Origin of the sequence: Bradyrhizobium sp. (assembly GCF_036735945.1) — a bacterium.
Taxonomy (GTDB): domain Bacteria; phylum Pseudomonadota; class Alphaproteobacteria; order Rhizobiales; family Xanthobacteraceae; genus Bradyrhizobium.
Genome location: NZ_DAINNI010000029.1, coordinates 25,904 through 43,010, shown reverse-complemented (window position 1 = coordinate 43,010; position 17,107 = coordinate 25,904). Strand labels below are relative to the sequence as shown.

The 17,107-nt window shown below is 63.6% G+C and carries 20 protein-coding genes; 4 read left to right on the top strand and 16 right to left on the bottom strand.

The annotated features are described in order from the left end of the window. Positions 1-150: 150 nt before the first annotated feature. The 5 genes from V7E26_RS12955 to V7E26_RS12935 form a co-directional block, all read right to left on the bottom strand. Complete coding sequence (locus V7E26_RS12955) at positions 151-1,119, bottom strand: branched-chain amino acid ABC transporter permease (RefSeq protein WP_324416425.1); 969 nt, start codon at positions 1,117-1,119, stop codon at positions 151-153. A 1-nt stretch (position 1,120) separates the two neighbouring features. Next, on the bottom strand, positions 1,121-2,008 hold the full coding sequence (locus tag V7E26_RS12950) for a branched-chain amino acid ABC transporter permease (RefSeq protein ID WP_324416423.1): 888 nt from the start codon (positions 2,006-2,008) through the stop codon (positions 1,121-1,123). Positions 2,009-2,097: 89 nt separating this feature from the next. Beyond that, on the bottom strand, positions 2,098-3,318 hold the full coding sequence (locus V7E26_RS12945; RefSeq protein WP_324416421.1) for an ABC transporter substrate-binding protein: 1,221 nt from the start codon (positions 3,316-3,318) through the stop codon (positions 2,098-2,100). 35 nt (positions 3,319-3,353) lie between these two features. Next, positions 3,354-4,082 (bottom strand): ABC transporter ATP-binding protein, encoded by a 729-nt coding sequence (locus V7E26_RS12940; RefSeq protein WP_442893397.1) that lies wholly within the window; start codon positions 4,080-4,082, stop codon positions 3,354-3,356. A gap of 7 nt (positions 4,083-4,089) precedes the next feature. After that, entirely contained in the window at positions 4,090-4,845 is a 756-nt protein-coding gene (locus V7E26_RS12935) for an ABC transporter ATP-binding protein (protein ID WP_324416417.1), read from the bottom strand. A gap of 365 nt (positions 4,846-5,210) precedes the next feature. Between V7E26_RS12935 and V7E26_RS12930 the strand changes: the two genes are divergently transcribed. Continuing rightward, positions 5,211-5,813, top strand: coding sequence for a PAS domain-containing protein (locus tag V7E26_RS12930; RefSeq protein ID WP_324416415.1), 603 nt, complete (start codon positions 5,211-5,213; stop codon positions 5,811-5,813). An 8-nt stretch (positions 5,814-5,821) separates the two neighbouring features. On the opposite strand, the gene V7E26_RS12925 is transcribed toward V7E26_RS12930, so the two are convergent. Continuing rightward, positions 5,822-6,193, bottom strand: coding sequence for an ArsC family reductase (locus tag V7E26_RS12925; RefSeq protein WP_324416413.1), 372 nt, complete (start codon positions 6,191-6,193; stop codon positions 5,822-5,824). 83 nt (positions 6,194-6,276) lie between these two features. Continuing rightward, positions 6,277-6,981 carry a glutathione S-transferase family protein gene (locus V7E26_RS12920; RefSeq protein WP_324416411.1) on the bottom strand — a complete coding sequence of 235 codons (705 nt, stop codon included), beginning with the start codon at positions 6,979-6,981 and terminating at the stop codon, positions 6,277-6,279. Between the two features lie 95 nt (positions 6,982-7,076). On the opposite strand from V7E26_RS12920, the gene V7E26_RS12915 reads away from it, so the two are divergent. Together V7E26_RS12915 and V7E26_RS12910 are read left to right on the top strand one after the other, a co-directional pair. Next, the gene (locus V7E26_RS12915) at positions 7,077-7,949 is read left to right on the top strand and encodes an SDR family oxidoreductase (protein WP_324416409.1); all 873 of its coding nucleotides are present in this window, start codon (positions 7,077-7,079) and stop codon (positions 7,947-7,949) included. 21 nt (positions 7,950-7,970) lie between these two features. Then, complete coding sequence (locus V7E26_RS12910) at positions 7,971-8,615, top strand: HAD hydrolase-like protein (RefSeq protein ID WP_324416407.1); 645 nt, start codon at positions 7,971-7,973, stop codon at positions 8,613-8,615. A 66-nt stretch (positions 8,616-8,681) separates the two neighbouring features. Here V7E26_RS12910 and ilvD read toward each other — a convergent pair whose 3' ends face one another. From ilvD to V7E26_RS12865, 9 genes are all read right to left on the bottom strand, one after another. Continuing rightward, positions 8,682-10,403, bottom strand: a complete 1,722-nt coding sequence (gene ilvD / locus V7E26_RS12905) for a dihydroxy-acid dehydratase (protein ID WP_324416405.1) — start codon at positions 10,401-10,403, stop codon at positions 8,682-8,684. 73 nt (positions 10,404-10,476) lie between these two features. Beyond that, entirely contained in the window at positions 10,477-10,827 is a 351-nt protein-coding gene (locus tag V7E26_RS12900; protein WP_324416403.1) for a Lin0512 family protein, read from the bottom strand. A gap of 83 nt (positions 10,828-10,910) precedes the next feature. Continuing rightward, complete coding sequence (locus V7E26_RS12895; protein WP_324416401.1) at positions 10,911-12,077, bottom strand: alpha-hydroxy acid oxidase; 1,167 nt, start codon at positions 12,075-12,077, stop codon at positions 10,911-10,913. A 234-nt stretch (positions 12,078-12,311) separates the two neighbouring features. Then, positions 12,312-12,572, bottom strand: coding sequence for a hypothetical protein (locus V7E26_RS12890; protein ID WP_324416399.1), 261 nt, complete (start codon positions 12,570-12,572; stop codon positions 12,312-12,314). After that, the gene (locus V7E26_RS12885) at positions 12,569-13,318 is read right to left on the bottom strand and encodes a DUF899 domain-containing protein (RefSeq protein WP_324416397.1); all 750 of its coding nucleotides are present in this window, start codon (positions 13,316-13,318) and stop codon (positions 12,569-12,571) included. Before V7E26_RS12885 ends, V7E26_RS12890 begins: the two co-directional genes overlap by 4 nt. Positions 13,319-13,363: 45 nt before the next feature. Continuing rightward, entirely contained in the window at positions 13,364-13,897 is a 534-nt protein-coding gene (locus tag V7E26_RS12880; protein WP_324416395.1) for an SRPBCC family protein, read from the bottom strand. 3 nt (positions 13,898-13,900) lie between these two features. Beyond that, a complete protein-coding gene (locus tag V7E26_RS12875; RefSeq protein WP_324416393.1) occupies positions 13,901-14,254 on the bottom strand; it encodes an ArsR/SmtB family transcription factor in 354 nt (117 codons plus the stop codon). A 93-nt stretch (positions 14,255-14,347) separates the two neighbouring features. Further along, positions 14,348-15,049, bottom strand: coding sequence for a GNAT family N-acetyltransferase (locus V7E26_RS12870; protein ID WP_324416390.1), 702 nt, complete (start codon positions 15,047-15,049; stop codon positions 14,348-14,350). Between the two features lie 111 nt (positions 15,050-15,160). Continuing rightward, on the bottom strand, positions 15,161-16,390 hold the full coding sequence (locus V7E26_RS12865; RefSeq protein WP_324416389.1) for an MFS transporter: 1,230 nt from the start codon (positions 16,388-16,390) through the stop codon (positions 15,161-15,163). A gap of 158 nt (positions 16,391-16,548) precedes the next feature. Between V7E26_RS12865 and V7E26_RS12860 the strand changes: the two genes are divergently transcribed. Beyond that, positions 16,549-17,052 (top strand): peptide deformylase, encoded by a 504-nt coding sequence (locus V7E26_RS12860; RefSeq protein ID WP_324416387.1) that lies wholly within the window; start codon positions 16,549-16,551, stop codon positions 17,050-17,052. Positions 17,053-17,107 lie beyond the last annotated feature (55 nt).

The window sequence follows — 17,107 nt, the reverse complement described above, 5'->3', positions numbered from 1 at the left end:
GTGTTTTCCGTCGTTCATAAACGGCCGCGGGGAGCGACCTGTCACAAAACTGTCATAGACGATCCGCCGGAAAAACGCTCGACAGGGTGACCCGGGAACCGGGTCATCCACCGCTTTGTGACGTCGAAAATCGCGCCAAAAATGGCCGTTTCAGAGGGATCGGCGGAAAAAATGCGCGATTTCGCCGATGACGCCACGCCGGAAGGTCAGCACGCAGGTCACGAAGATGACGCCCTGGATCACCGTCACCCACTGGCCGAAACCGGCCAGATATTGCTGCATGGCAATGATGATGAAGGCGCCAACGACCGGGCCGAAGATGGTCCCGAGGCCGCCGACCAGCGTCATCAGCACGATCTCGCCCGACATCGTCCAGTGCACGTCGGTAAGCGAGGCGTTCTGCGCCACGAACACTTTCAGCGACCCGGCAAGGCCCGCAAGCGTCCCGGACAGGATGAAGGCGAGGAGCTTGTACTGGTCGGTCTTGTAGCCCAGCGAAATCGCCCGCTGCTCGTTCTCGCGGATCGACTTCAGGACCTCGCCGAACGGCGAGTTGATGGTGCGATAGATCAACAGGAAGCCGCCGAGGAAACCGGCCAGCACGACGTAATACAACACCGTCGGCTTGGCGAGGTTGAAGATTCCGAACAGATAACCCTGGGGAATGCCCTGGATGCCGTCTTCGCCGTGGGTGAATGGCGTCTGCAGATAGACGAAATAGAGGAGCTGCGACAGCGCCAGCGTGATCATCGCGAAGTAGATGCCCTGCCTTCGGATCGAGATGAAGCCGGTCACCACCGAGAGCGCGGCCGCGGCCGCGACGCCGACCACAATTCCGAGTTCCGGCGACAGCCCCCACACCTTCAAGGCGTGCGCCGAGCAGTAGCCCGCCGTTCCCAGGAACATGGCGTGGCCGAACGACAGCAGCCCGCCATAGCCGATCAGCAGGTTGAAGGCGCAGGCGAGCAGCGCGAAGCACAGCGCCTGCATCACGAAGAACGGATAGATGCCCGACATCGGCACCAGGCCGAGCAGCACCGCCATCGCGGCGAACACGATCATCTCGTCGCGCATCGCGCGCGGCGTTGCGGGAAGTGTGTCGTCAGTCAATGCGCTCATGTCAGGCCGCCCGTCCAGTCAATCCCGTTGGCTTGATCAGCAGCACCAGCACCATCAGCACGAACACCACGGTGTTGGAGGCCTCGGGGTAGAAGTATTTCGTCAGGCCCTCGATCACCCCCAGCGCGAAGCCGGTGATGATGGAGCCCATGATAGAACCCATGCCGCCGATCACCACCACCGCGAACACGACGATGATGAGATCGGCGCCCATCAGCGGGCGCACCTGGTTGATCGGCGCCGACAGCACGCCGGCGAGCGCCGCAAGGCCGACGCCGAGCCCGTAGGTCAGCGTGATCATCCTCGGCACGTTGATACCGAAGGCCCGCACCAGCGTCGGGTTCTCGGTCGCAGCGCGCAGGTAAGCGCCAAGCCGCGTCTTCTCGATCAGGTACCAGGTCGCAATGCAGACGAAGAGCGAGAAGATCACCACCCAGCCGCGATAGACCGGCAGGAACATGAAGCCGAGATTCATGCCGCCCTGCAGGCCGCGCCAGTCGCCGATCTGCGGGTAATCCGGGATCGCATAGGGCAGACCGGACGAACCGAAATAGTTCTGGAATACGCCCTGCACGATCAGCGCGATGCCGAAGGTCAGCAGCAGACCATAAAGATGGTCGAGACCTGTCAGCCATTGCAGCATGGTCCGTTCCAGGATCATGCCGAATATGCCGACCGCGATCGGCGCGATGATCAGCGCCCACCAGTAACCGATGCCGGTAACCTGCAGCAGGAAATATGCGCAGAACGCGCCCATCATGTAGAGCGCACCATGGGCGAAATTGATGATGTTGAGCATGCCGAAGATCACGGCGAGCCCGAGGCTGAGCAGCGCATAGAACGATCCGTTGATCAGTCCCACCAGGAGCTGGGCGTAAAGGGCTTGCATCGGTTTCGCACTCGATCTCGTTTAAGAAGCGGAATCGCGTCGGGACGCGAAAGGAGCCCCGCCGGCACGGCGCCGGCGGGCCGTTACTGTCATTTCTTTACCAGCGGGCAGGCGCTTTCCGAAAGCGGCCGGAACGCCTGGTCAGCCGGGGTGGTGCCGATCAGCTTGTAATAGTCCCACGGGCCCTTGGAATCAGCGGGCTTCTTGACCTCGAACAGGTAGGCCGGGTGAATCTTGCGGCCATCGGCGCGGATCGATCCCTTGCCGAACAGCGCGTCGTCCGTCGGCAGTTCCTTCATCTTCGCAACAACCTTGGCGCCGTCATGCGGATTGCCGCCCATCGCTTCGAGCGTCTTGAAATAGTGGATCAGGCCCGAATAGACGCCTGCCTGCACCATCGAGGGCATCGCCTTGGTCTTCATGCGCTCGGAGAAGCGCTTCGAAAACGCGCGGGTGCCGTCGTTCATATCCCAGTAGAAGGTCTCCGTGAAGTTCAGGCCCTGCGCCACCTTGAGGCCGAGCGAATGCACATCGGTGATGAACAGCAGGAGGCCGGCGAGCTTCTGGCCACCGGCGACGATGCCGAATTCCGCCGCCTGCTTGATCGTGTTCGTGGTGTCCCCGCCCGCATTGGCCATGCCGACGATCTTGGCCTTGGATGCCTGTGCCTGCAGCAGGAAGGAAGAGAAGTCCGACGAGTTCAGCGGATGTTTGACGCTGCCGATCACCTTGCCGCCCGACTTGACGACAACGGCCGTGGTGTCCCGCTCCAGCGCGTGGCCGAATGCATAATCTGCAGTCAGGAAGTACCAGGTGTCGCCGCCGGCCTTCACCAGCGCCTGCCCGGTCGAGTTCGCGAGCATGTAGGTGTCGTAAACCCAATGGACGGTATTGGGCGAACACTGCGCATTGGTGAGATCCGACGTCGCCGCGCCGGTATTGATCATGATGGAGTTCTTTTCCTTCACCACGTTGTTGACCGCGAGCGCGACGCCCGAGTTCAGCACGTCCATGAGGATATCGACCTTCTCCACGTCGATCCACTGACGCGCGATGGTGGTGGCGATGTCCGGCTTGTTCTGGTGATCGGCGGAGATGAGGTCGACCTTCCAGCCCTTTGCGGCGAGCCCTGAATCCTCGATCGCCATCTGGGCGGCGAGCGTGGAGCCGACGCCGCCGAGATCCGAATAAAGTCCGGAATTATCGGTAAGCACACCGATCTTGATGGTTTTGTCCTGCGCCATCGCGCCGCTAGCTGCAGCAAGCGCCAGCGCTGTGCCGAGGAAGAAAGCTGAAATCCGATGTTTCATAGTATCTCCATGAATCCAGAGTGCGGCAGTACCAATTAGACACCGAGATAGGTATGGAGCTTGTCCATGTTCGACGACAGCTCCGAATTCGCAAATCCATCGATGACCTTGCCGTGCTCGACGATGTAGTAGCGATCTGCCACCGTGGAGGCGAAGCGGAAATTCTGTTCGACCAGCAGGATCGTGAAGCCTTCCGACTTCAGTCGCGCGATGGTGTGGCCGATCTGCTGGATGATGACGGGCGCCAACCCCTCGGTCGGCTCGTCCAGCATCAGGAAACGCGCGCCGGTGCGCAGGATTCTGGCAATCGCCAGCATCTGCTGCTCGCCGCCCGAAAGCTTGGTGCCCTGGCTGCCGAGCCGCTCCTTCAGGTTCGGAAACAGTTCGAAGATCTGATCGAGCGACAGCCCGCCGCTGCGCACGACCGGCGGCAGCAACAGGTTTTCGCGCACGTCCAGGCTTGCGAAAATGCCCCGTTCCTCCGGACAGAATGCGATGCCCATCCGCGCGATGCGGTCGGACGAGGCGCGGATGATGTCCTGATTGTTGAAGCGGATCGTGCCCGAGCGCTTGCCGATGATGCCCATCACCGACTTCAGCGTCGTGGTCTTGCCGGCGCCGTTGCGACCGAGCAGCGTGACCACCTCGCCGGCTTTCACATTGAAGTTGATGCCGTGGAGGATGTGGGATTCGCCGTACCAGGCCTGCAGGTCGGAGACGGAAAGCACTTCCGCGCCCGCCGATTTGGCGGCGGCTTCGGCCATTTTCAGATCAGGCATGACCGGCTCCCAGATAGGCTTCCTTGACCCGTTCGTCCTTTGAGAGTTCGGCGTAGTTGCCTTGCGCCAGCACCTGCCCGCGCGTCAGCACGGTGATGATGTCGGACAGGTTGGCCACGACGGAGAGATTGTGTTCGACCATCAGGATGGTGTGCCTGGCCGAGATGCGCTTGATCAGCGCCTGGATCTTGTCGATGTCCTCGTGGCCCATGCCGGCCATCGGCTCGTCGAGCAGCATCATTTCGGGGTCGAGCGCCAGCGTGGTGGCGATCTCCAGCGCGCGCTTGCGTCCATAGGGCATCTCGACCGCCGGCGTATTGGCGAATTCGCTCAAGCCGACGTCATTCAATAGCTCTAGCGCGCGGCCGTTGAAGCGGTCCAGCACGCTCTTGGAGCGCCAGAAATCGAACGAGGAGCCATGCTGACGCTGGAGCGCGACGCGCACGTTCTCCAGTGCGGTCAGGTGCGGAAACACCGCCGAAATCTGGAACGAGCGCACCAGCCCGAGACGGGCCACATCGGCCGGCGCCATCGCGGTGATGTCCTGCCCCTTGTACAGAATCTGACCCGCCGAGGGCCTTAGAAACTTGGTGAGCAGGTTGAAGCACGTCGTCTTGCCGGCGCCGTTAGGCCCGATCAGCGCATGAATACTGCCGCGACGCACTTTGAGGGCGACATCGCGAACGGCGAAGAAACCCGCGAATTCCTTGGTCAAACCATGGGTTTCGAGAATAAACTCATCAGCCAAACAAATTTCCCCCGTCAGCCGTCTCCGCGAAGCCATTCGCGTGCGGCTTATCTCCCTGTTCGGGCGAACTCTGTCGGACGTCTTGGAAATCGTCCCGAGCGCGCCGCCTCCGGGCCGGAATATGCCGTCAACGCGGTGGATTAGGCAAGGTCGAAAGCTGCCGCGAAAAAGCGCACCGGTTCCGGATACGCCATAAGTCGAATGCCCCCTGCCGCCCTCGACCGGCCTGACTGCCGGCTGTCAGCATGGCCCTCGCGCCGGCAAGCGATCGTTAACGGTGTTCTGCTGCAATCGGGCGATTTCACACAATATTTCCGCTCCGATCGCATCTTTGCGCGGATTTTGGGTAGCCAGGAATTTTTGCCTTGGAATTTGAGAGCGCCGGACCGTCGGTCGTCAAATCGATCAAGCAGCGCGATCTGCTGAACACCTGGCTGCGACTATACGCCCGCCACCAGTCGATACCGCGCGTATCCGAATATGAGCCGGCGCGGATCGAAGACGAACTTCCGGATCTGGTCTTCTACACCGTCGATACGCAGGTTCAGCCGCCGCGCCTGACCATCCAGAGCGACGGCACGCGGATGTCGACGGCCTATGGAAATACCGGCAAGGGGCGCTATCTCGACGAGTATCTCGGGGCAAGGCTCGCTCCGATGGTGATGCCGGTCTATCATGAATGCATCGGCCGCCGCCTTCCGGCCTACACCATCGCCGACATGACCGACGTCAACGGTCGGATCGTCGCCTATGAGCGGCTGTTGCTGCCGTTCTCAGATAGCGGCAGCGTCACTCATATTGTCGCTTCCCTGAAGACCATCAGCGAAGACGGCGGCTTCGAAATCAGGAACCTGATCGGCGGAAACGACAAGCTGCCGGTGCCGACGCTGCGCACCATCATCGACCGCGATCTCTTTCATCGCGCCCCCGGCCGTATTTCGTCCGGCGACGAACTCGAATTCAGCTAGGCCCTGGACTAGGCCTTGCGCCCGCGGGATTTCGACGACACCTCCGTGCCATAAACGTCCGGCTTGAACCCCACGAGCAATTTGCCGCCGAGATCGAGCACCGGGCGCTTGATCATGGAAGGCTGCGCCAGCATCAGCGCCAGCGCCTTGCGCTCGTTCAAGCCCTCCCTGTCGCCATCAGGAAGTTTCTTGAACGTCGTGCCCGCGCGGTTGAGCAGCGTTTCCCAGCCAACTTTGTCGGCCCACTGTTTGAGCTTGTCCTGGGTGATGCCGGCCAGCTTGTAATCGTGGAAATCATAGGCCACGCCATGATCGTCCAGCCAGGCACGGGCCTTCTTCATCGTGTCGCAGTTCTTGATGCCATAGATGGTGATGGGCATTTTCGGTGCATTCCGGAATATCAGGATCGGCCTTTGCGGACCGCATTAAGGCAGATCGGCGAATCTATCATAGACCGCGCCGCTCAAGGTCGCTTCGGAATCTCGAGCCCGCGCCGCACCGCCGGCCGGGCCAGCCCGCGTTCCAGCCATGCCGGCACTTCCTTCAGCGTATCGAAGGCGACGAGATCACGCGCACCATAGAAGCCGATCAGGTTGCGCACCCAGCCGAGCATGGAAATGTCGGCGATGGTGTATTCATCGTCCATGATCCATTGCCGCCCGGCAAGCCGCGTCTCCACCACCTCGAGGAGGCGTCTCGCCTCGGCGACGTAACGCTGCAGCGGGCGCTTGTCCTCATATTCCTTGCCGGCGAACTTGTGGAAGAAGCCGACCTGGCCGAACATCGGTCCGATCCCGCCCATCTGGAAATGCAGCCACTGGATGGTCTGATATCGTCGCGCCGGATCATCAGGCAGAAGCTTGCCGGTTTTCTCCGCGAGATATTGCAGGATCGCACCCGACTCGAACAGCGGCAGCGGCTTGCCGCCGGGGCCGTCGGGATCGAGGATCGCCGGAATCTTGCCGTTCGGATTGAGCGACAGGAACTCCGGCGTCTTCTGATCATCCTTGCCGAAATCGACCAGATGCACCTCATACGGCAAGCCGATCTCCTCGAGCATGATCGACACCTTGACGCCGTTTGGCGTTGGCAGCGAATAGAGCTGAAGGCGGTCGGGATGCTTGGCAGGCCAGCGTTTGGCAATCGGGAAAACGGAGAGATCGGACATCAAACTCGTTCTTTTGCGTGGTTTAGGGTATCGGGCTAATGTACGGCTGATGCCGCACATGACAAGACCTGACATGACAAGACCTGCCCCGATCCATGACTGACCCCCCATCGCCAGCGAAGCTCGGCCTGACGGACGCGGAACTTGCGGCTCATCCGACGGTCTTTGCGAAGGACGTGCTGAAGGACCGGGTTGTCGTCGTCTCGGGCGGCGCAGGCGGCATCGGACGCGCGATCGCCTGGCTGCTCGCACGGATCGGCGCGCACGTCGCCGTGGTCGGACGCGACGGCGGCAAGCTCGATGCGCTGGCCACTGAAATGACGGGCCGCGGTTTCAAAGCGTCAGCGCATGTCGCTGACATCAGGGAGCCCGATACGGTCAATCTGCTGTTCGATGCGATCTGGGCCACGCAGGGCCGCGTCGATGCCCTCGTCAACAGCGCGGGCGGACAGTTTCCGCAGGCTGCGATCGAGTTTTCGGTGAAGGGCTGGAATGCCGTCATCAACACCAACCTCAACGGCACCTGGTACATGATGCAAACAGCCGCGCAACGCTGGCGCGACCGCAAGCATCCCGGCAGCATCGTCAACATCGTTGTCGTGACGACGCACGGCCTCCACGGCATCGCGCATAGCGTCGCCGCGCGGAGCGGCGTGATCGGGCTGTCGCGCGCCGTGGCCGTCGAATGGGCCCCCTTGAACATCCGCGTCAACTGCGTGGCGCCTGGCACGATCGAAACCGAAGGCTGGAACGTCTATACGCCGGAAGTGCGGGCCGCCTACCCGCGCTCGAACCCGATGATGCGCGTCGGCTCGCCCTGGGATGTGGCAGAAGCGGTCGCCTTCCTTACCGCGCCATCGGCGAAATTCGTGACCGGCGAAACGCTGACCGTCGACGGCGGCAGCCAGCTCTGGGGCGAGACCTGGACCACCGGCAAGCCCGCTTATTTCGGCGGCGACGCCAAGTGACACGCTGAAAGCCGGTTGCCCATGTCATCCCCGCCTGCGACGCGCTATCGCCTCGTCATCTTCGATTTCGACGGCACCCTGGCCGATTCACTGCCCTGGTTTCGCGCGTCCTTCGACGACATGGTCGCGCGGTTCAATCTTTCGCCGGTTCCCGCCGACGAAATCGAGGGGCTGCGCGGCATGTCCGCACGCGAAATCATGGCGCGGCTCAACGTCTCCATGTGGCAACTGCCGGCCATCGTCAGCGACATGCGGAAACGCAAACTTGCCGCCGCAAGCGAGATATCGCTGTTCAAGGGCATACCCGCCATGCTGGCCAATCTGCAAGACAGAGGGATCAAGATCGCCATCGTCAGCTCGGACAGCGAAGCATCGGTGCGGCAGGTGCTCGGACCGGACACCCGCCTGATCACCCGCTTCGACTGCGGCGCCGCGATGTTCGGCAAGCACCGGAAGTTCCGCCGCGTCGCCCGGCGGCTCGGAATCAAGGCATCGCAGACGATCTGCATCGGCGACGAGCTTCGCGACCTCGAAGCCGCGAAAGCCGCCGAGATGGATTCCGGCGCGGTCGCCTGGGGCTATGCCCTGCCTTCCGCGCTGCAGGCGGCGGGACCGACGCATCTGTTCAGCTCGATTGAAGAGATGACCGAGCGGCTCGCCAAGTAAATTGCCGCGCGAAGCAGTGTGCCGCGGATGGCTGCTACGTCCGCAGCCGCCAACGCGCAACCAATCTTACAACACGCAGCCGTAATGCGCCGAAGACACCAGGCGGATGTACTTGTCGTGCACCGAGCCCGGCCGCACCGCGGCGACGGTTGCCGGCGCGCGCCAGTCGGCCATGCGGCGGGCGATCTCTTCCGCGGGCACTTTGAGACTGAGGGTGCGGGCACCGGGATCGATGACGATGGTATCGCCGTCGCGCACCGCCGCGATCGGGCCGCCGCGTGCGGCCTCCGGCGAGATATGACCGATCAGGATGCCGTGCGAGACGCCGGAGAAGCGGCCGTCGGTGATGAGCGCGACGTCTTCGCCGAGGCCCCGCCCCTGCAACTGGATGGTCAGCATCACCATCTCGGGCATGCCGGGGCCGCCGACCGGGCCGACATTGCGCACCACGATCACGGTGCCCGGCACGATTTTGCCGGCGCGGATCGCCGCCATGGTTTCGGCCTCGGATTCGAATACCCGCGCGCTGCCGCGAAACTGGCCCTTCTCGAGCGTCTTGCCCGAGAGCTTGAGCAAACAGCTTTCCGGCGCCAGATTGCCCTTGAGGACGCTGATGTGATTGTTGGCCGGCGCGATCGGCTTCGATACCGGGGCAACGATCTCCTGCGGCGGCATCTGCTCCAGCGTCGGAACCTCGGCGAGATTTTCCGCCAGCGTCCTGCCGGTCACCGTCATGACGTCGCCGTGCAGCAGCCCCGCGCGCAGCAGTTCCTTCATGACGACGGGAACGCCGCCGATCGCGTGCAAACTCCCCATCGCGAACGGACCGTGCGGCTGCAGATTGGCCAGCAGCGGCACCCGCTCACCGACCCTCTGGATCCGGTCAATCGTGATCGGCACCTGCGCCTCGCGCGCGACCGCGAGCAGATGCAGGTACATGTTGGTCGATCCTCCCATCGCATAGATGGTCGTGATCGCATTCTCGAAGGCTCGCTCGGTCATGATGTCGCGCGGCCGGAGACCGGCCTGCATCAGCCGGTACAGGGCATCGACGGAAGCGCGGGCCTGCGCGCGGACATCGGCGTGGATGTCGCTGCCGGCGTCGTAGTCGGCCGGATGCGAGGCACCGCGCGGCAGCATCATACCGATCGATTCCGCGATCGTGCTCATGGTGTTGGCCGTGAACATCGCCCCGCAGGTGCCGCTGCCGGGCATCACGTTACGCTCGACCTCCAGCAATTCCTCGCCGGACAGACGGCCGGATTCGTTGGCGGCGCGCGCCTCGGCGTAATCCATGACAGTGAGATTGTTGCCCTTGCTCGCCCATGCCCCGAACGAAACGGTGCCCGGTGTGCTGGTGCCGGGATAGAGCACGAGGCCGAACGCGTTGGTGCGCGCCAGCGGCATCAGCGCAGCGGCGCCGGTCTTGTCGCAGCCGGAGATCACGATCATGGCGTCGCCGTGATGGGCGTAGTGGCCGATCTCGAAGCAATCGGCGACGACGTCGCGGGAGACGAGGCTGTAGCCCGCCGTCGGCGTTCCCTGCGTCAGCGCATCCGACACCGCCGGCGCGCCGACGACCAGTCCCTGCCCGCCGCGCTCGGCGAGGATTTCCACCAGCAGGTCGGTGATGGCGCGGACGCGGTTGTTGCAGCGATGCGCATTGGTGTAGGCGCTGGCGATCGTCACCACCGCGTTGGTCTGCGCCGCGCGGTCCGGATCGAAGCCGGCGGCGCGCAATTCCACCCGTGCCCGCTTCCAATAGGTGCTGCTGTCTTTCGTCGTCATGACGTGCTCCAGGTCTTCTGGTTGGGTGCGCGGACGGAGGTCCGGCCTGATTGGCACTAATGATGTTGAGTGGTTAGGCCGTCTTGCCGTCGTCGAAACTGACGATCACGGCCGCGTTCGCAATCAGGATGGGATCGTTGCCGCTTTCGGAGGGGATCTCCAGCCCGCCGGCGACCGCCCTCACCTGCACGGTGCCGTACGGCAGCTCTTTCGCCACCACCGCGGTATCGACCGCTTCCGGATTCGGAACGGCGATCATGACGTCGACGAACATGTCGTTGGCGGTTCTGCCCAGCATGCGGAAGAAGCCGAGGCTGGAGTGGCGGATGGCGTCCGAGACGGCGCGCTTGGCGGCCTTGGTCGCATCGCGTCCGTGGACGTCGACGCCCATGCCCATTTCGGTGATACAGCGCACACGTGCCATCGGTTTTCCTTCGATCGTTTGAGTGAGGGATATCAGCCGCCGTGGCCGGAGCCGTCGGCCCCGATTTCTCGCTATTATGACGGTCAGCGCGAAGAAGTGAAGCCGGCGCGGAAGCGCAGATTTTCGCGCGAGAGCTGATCGAGCGACCTCACGCCCATCAGCTTCATGTCGCGTTCGATCTCGGTCCGCATCTGCTCCAGCGCGCGTTCGACGCCGGCCTGGCCCGCGGCAGCCAGCGGAAAGAGATAGTAACGGCCGAGACCGACCGCCTTAGCGCCCAGCGAGAGCGCCTTGAGCACGTGGGTACCGCGCTGCACGCCGCCGTCCATGATGACGTCGATCCTGTCGCCGACCGCGTCGACAATCTCCGCCAACTGGTCGAAGCCGCTGCGCGAACCGTCAAGCTGCCGGCCGCCATGGTTGGAGAGCACGATCCCCGTGCAACCGATCTCCACCGCGCGCCTGGCGTCTGCCGCCGACATCACACCCTTCAGGCAGAACTGGCCGCCCCAGTGCCGCACCATCTCCGCCACGTCGTCCCACGTCATCGACGGGTCGAGCATCTCGGTGAAGTAGCGGCTGATGGACATGGTGCCGCTCCCCATGTCGACATGGGTGTCGAGCTGCGGCAGCTTGAAGCTCTCATGCAGGAAATAATTGATTGCCCAGGCCGGCTTGATCGCAAACTGGGTGATGCCTGCCAGGTTGAGTTTGAACGGGATGGCGAAGCCGGTGCGCTTGTCGCGCTCCCTGTTGCCGCCGGTGATGCTGTCAACGGTCAGCATCATGACCTCCACACCGGCCTGCTTGGCGCGATTCATCATTTCGCGGTTCAGGCCGCGATCCCTGTGGAAGTAGAACTGATAGACCTGCGGCGTGTTGCTGATCTTGCGCGCCTCTTCGAGGCTTACGGTGCCGAGCGAGGAAACGCCGAACATGGTGCCGTATTTGCCGGCGGCCGCCGCAACCGCGCGCTCGCCCTGGGGATGGAACAAGCGCTGCAGCGCCGTCGGCGAGCAGTAGACCGGCATGGCGAGCTTCTGCCCCATGATCGTGACCGACATGTCGACATCGCCTACGCCGCGCAGGACGTTCGGCACCAGGTCGCAATCGTCGAATGCGCTGGTATTGCGGCGGTAGGTGACCTCGTCTTCGGCCGCGCCGTCGATGTAGTTGAAAATCGGCCCGGGCAGGCGCTGCTGCGCCATGCGGCGAAAATCGTGGAAGTTATGGCAATTTTTCAGACGCATCTTGTTTCTCGATTGGGATCGCCGAGCGCGTACCGCGGCGCTCTCGCTTGGCGTTTGGACGGTACTACTCCCAACCCTACGTCTCATACAAGCAGGCGCGCTTGCTCCCCCTGTCAGGCCTGGCGATAACCGACCATTCGTCGATCAGCAAGCAAAACGGGCCCGGGCACGCAGCCCGAGCCTCCACATAAGTCTAGCACATGACGCGTCCGGCTTTCAGCAATTCTGACGATTTCAGAGACGGCTGGCGATCAGTTTGAGCCACGGCGGCAGATGAAAGGCACTCATCAGCAGATACATCGGCACCATTCCGCTCAGCGGTGACGCGCTTGCGATCGAACACAGTGCCGATCCGTCACCAAGCACGGCCGTGAGCAGCGCCATCATCGCGAAGGTCGGCGCGGCCGCGAGATGGAGCCGGCCGGCCGACCTGAGCGCCGCGGCGTTCCGTCGGGGCGCCTTGTCGTCAAATCCGCCGGAGCAGACCGGGCTCATGGCTTTGCGCTCGCGCTCTCCTTCCTGAACGCCGCTTCGCCTGCGTCCGAAATCTCGACCCACCGCTTGTCGGGCACGGCGCCTTCGACGTAACTGTCGTGCCAATTCCACCATTTGTAGGTCGCCGTCTGCGGATAGCCTTCGGGCGAATCCTCCCACACTTCCTGGCGCCCAAGCGGCGTGATGTCGAGGTAGTTCCAGGTGCTCCCCATCTGCTCGTCGCCGCGGTTGTTGATGAAATAGGTGCGGTAGATCTTGCTGCCGTCGCGGAAGAACACGTTGGTGCCGTGCCATTCGCCGACGCCGAAATCGGCGTCAAAACTGTCCGTGACGGTATACCAGGGGATCATCTCCCATCCCATCCGGGCCTTCAGCCGCGCGATGTCGGCCTGCGGCGCGCGCGAGGTGAACACCAGCGTGGTGTCGCGGGCGTTGAGATGGGCGAGATGGGCGACCTGGTCGGCCACCATCGAGCAGCCGCGGCAGGCATGATCCGGCCAGCCGAACACGCCGGGCTCGTAGAAGGCGCGGTAGACGATCAGTTGATGACGATCTTCGAACAGGTCGCGCAGGCTCACCTTGCCGCGCGGCCCTACGAGCTCGTAGCTCTGCTCCACGGCCAGCCACGGCATCCGCCGGCGCTCGGCGGCCAGCGCGTCGCGCGCGCGGGTCATTTCCTTCTCCTTCACGAGCAACTTTTGCCGCGCGGCTTCCCACTCCTGGGCTGAAACAGCATTGACCTGCATAGCGAACCTCCTGTTGGTCGGGATGATTGTTGCGTGTCGCGCCATTCAAGCCGGCAGCCGATGGGCATATTCCTCATGCAGGCGAGCCCAGCCGTCCCAGAACGGCGCCGGCTCCCTGTCGTTGGCGCGGGCGACCAGCACGTCGAGATGCATGTGCCAGCCGGCGCTGACCTTGAGCAGCGTCGAGCGATCGGGCAGCCGCCGGTGGGTTACCGTGAGCAATACGCCCGTGCCCTTCGGTTCCAATTCGAACGTCACGTCGCCGCTGTTGTTCCAGGCGAACGAGATCTTGCGGGGCGGATCGAGTTCGGTGATTCGGCTCTGCATCCGGTTTTCTTCCGCAAAGCCTTCCGGTCGGTTGCTCGGAGGATCATTGAGTTCGTCGTTGCGCCAGACGAATTCGAAGGGCGCGCCGACCTTCATCACCATCTGTCCCGCCGCCAGCCATTTGCCGCGCAGCTTGCTGTCGGTAAGATAGGCCCAGATGCGTTCGATCGGCCCCGGCAGCAGCCGTTGAATCCGTAGCGTGGTCGGCTCGATCAACTCGCCATAGACATCGGGCTGTTCGGTTGCGTTCATCGTCTACTCCTTCGCCTTCCTTGCTTTCGCCTCGTCCTCTGCACGCAGCAGGGCTTCCAGTTGATCGAGCCTTGCGTTCCAGAATCGTTCGTAGCGGCGGAGCCACGCATCGGCGTCCGCGAGCCGCGCGGCGTCGAGTCGGCACAGACGGCTGCGGCCGCGGATCGTGCGCGTCACGAGGCCGGCCTCCTCCAGCACCCGCAGATGTTTCGACGCACCGGCGAAGCTCATCTGGAACGGGGTCGCCAGTTCCCCGATCGTGAGTTCACGTTCCGCCAGATGTCCAAGCATCGCGCGGCGGGTCGGGTCCGCCAGCGCGCGGAAAACAGCGTCGAGATGCCCTAGATATTCAACCATATGGTTTAGTATAGAGACGCAGCCGAGATAGTCAACCGATCGGTTTAACGTTTTCGTGATGGGGTCCTCCGCGAGCCTTCCGCGTCGCAGCGGCTACGGCTCCTGTTTCTTCAACACCGTCACGTGGAAGCGGCGGCGGATTTCCATGCCTTGCCGCCGGTAGAGCGCGATCGCCGAATGATTGCTGGTGAAGACGTGCAGGAACGGAATCTCGCCGCGCGATACGATCTGGCGAGAGATCGCCGACAGCAGCATCTGCCCGTAGCCGCGGCCGCGATGCGATGGGTGCACGCAGACGGCAGTGATCTCGGTATGCTCCGCGGGCTTCATGCGTTCGCCGATCATCGCGGCGAGCTGGCCATCGACGCGGATGCCGAGGAAGATACCGAGTTCGTGGGTCCGCGCGCTGAACGGACCGGGCTTGGTGAGCGCGGTCAGTTCGATCATGTCAGGGACGTCGTCGGCACCGAGGGTGACGATCTCGACGCCGTCGGTCGACGTCTCCTTCGGCGTTCCGATCATCTGCTCGCCGGTCTCTGCCAGCACGATCTTGAATTCGGCCGGCGCGCTCACGGCTTCCGGCGTGAACAGCACGGCAATGTCAGTCGGCGACATCAGCGCGCCGAGTGCTGCGAAGTTCTCAGGCGAAAGATCCGGCATGTCAGCAAACGGCGTCACCTCCGTCGGATAGCGCCGCGCGCGCCCATCGCCTTCGGCCAGCGCCCGTTGCGTGGTCGTCAGTGCGGTCCAGATCGGATGATCGAGGGGATGACTGGGTATGTCGCTAACCGGCATCAGGCCTGCTTCCTTATTGTTGTTGTGCCTCGCCTGCTGGCCGTTGCGCGATGTGAAGCCCCGCATCCATATATATCGCGTCGGATTGGATCGGAAGGCTTGAGATGACGGTTAGCGCATCGCCTGCTCCAGCGCCGGTACGGGTGCCGGCCGCGCCGCCGGCACCGGCCGGAAGGTCATGATCATCAGGAAGGCGCCGATCCCCATGACCCACGAGCCGAAATAGAGCCAGGCGTAGCTCGCAAAGCTGTCGTAGATCAGGCCGCCGGCGAGCGGTCCGGTCGCCATGCCGAGGCTGCCGGCCATCGCGGTGCCGCCGATCACCGTGCCCATCATCCGCAACGGAAAGTTTTCGCGCACCAGCACGGCGTAGAGCGGCATGGTGCCGGCATAGAGGAAGCCGAACAGCGCCGCGACCGCATAGAAAGCGGCGAGTTCGCGCACGAAGACATAGCCGAGCGCGCCGAATGCCTGCGCCAGCAGGCCGAACACGAGCACGCGCTTGGCGCCGAAGCGGTCGCCGAGCAGCCCGAAGGCGATGCGGCCGCCCATGCCGGCGAGACCTTCCACGCTGTAGATGGTGACGGCGGCGATCATCGGGATGCCGCAGCTGATGGCGTAGCTGACGGTGTGGATGATCGGGCCGGAATGCGTGGCGCAGCAAAAGAAGTTCGTCAGCACCAGCGTGATGAATTGCGGCGAGCGCAGCGCCTGCGCGAGCGACATCTCCACGCCCCCTGCTTCGCCCGACGGCGCGAGGTTTGCGTTCTCGAGCGCCGGCGGGCGGCGCACCAGCAGCGAGACCGGGATCATGATCGCGGCGACGACGAGGGCGACGATCTGCATCGAGGTCCGCCAGTCGTGATGCGAGACCAGCCAGGCGGCGAGCGGCGCCATCGTCATCGGCGCCATGCCCATGCCGGCCGAGACCAGCGAGACCGCGAGGCTGCGATGGGTATCGAACCAGCCGGTGACGGTCGCCATCATCGGCGGCAAGATGGCGGCAGCGGCGGCGCCGACCATCAGCCCGAATACGAGCTGAAACACGACGAGCGAGGTCGCGATGCTGGCTAGTCCCAGGCTCGCCGCGAGCACGATGGACCCCGTCAGCACCACCGGCAGCGGGCCGAAGCGGTCGGACAGCGTGCCCCAGATCATGCTGGTGAAGGCCATGGCAAGAAAGCCGATGGTCATGGCGCTGGAAATGCCGGTCACCGACCAGCCGGTATCCCGCGCGATCGGCTGCAGGAACACCGGCAGCGAAAACATCCCGCCGATCGCGACGCAGCCGAGCACGCCGCCGGCCGCGACGATCACCCAGCGATAATGCGAATTGGTCATTCCTGGTCTCCCCGTGGCTCTCTGGCTGGAAGACGAACGGGAACGGCCGAAAGCGACAGGCGACCCTCACTTTTTTTGCGGGAAGCGAAGCGGCGCCGGATCTCGTATCCCTGAACGGCCTTATGGGCTAAGTCACACCGGCACATGCCGATGCCATCATGACCATCCGCCCGATCGTCCGCTATCCCGATCCCCGGCTCGCGCTTGCGGCAGAGCCCGTGACCGCGCTCGACGCGGCGCTCCGCGAGCTCGCCGCCGACCTGCTGGAGACGATGCATGCCGCGCCCGGTATCGGCATCACCGCGCCGCATGTCGGCGTGCTGCTGCGCGTCGTCGTGCTCGAACTTGCTCCGGCCGAGGGCGCGCAGATCTATGTCAATCCGAAGATCGTCTGGACATCGCCCGAGACCATCCTGCACCGCGAAGGCAGCGTCTCGATGCCCGGCATCAACGACGAGGTGAGCCGCCACGCGCGTATCGGGATCAGCTATCGCGACCTCGACGGCCATCCGCAGACCGAAGAGTCGGAGGGGCTGCGTGCGGTCTGCCACCAGCATGAGATCGATCAACTCGACGGCGTGTTCTGGATCCGCCGCTTGTCCCGCCTCAAGCGCGAGCGGCTGATCAAGCGGTTCGAGAAGATGTCGCGCGGTTCGGTCTAGCTCGCGGGGCGGGTAACCAGCCACTGCACCGCACCCCGCCTCACCCTGATGTGAC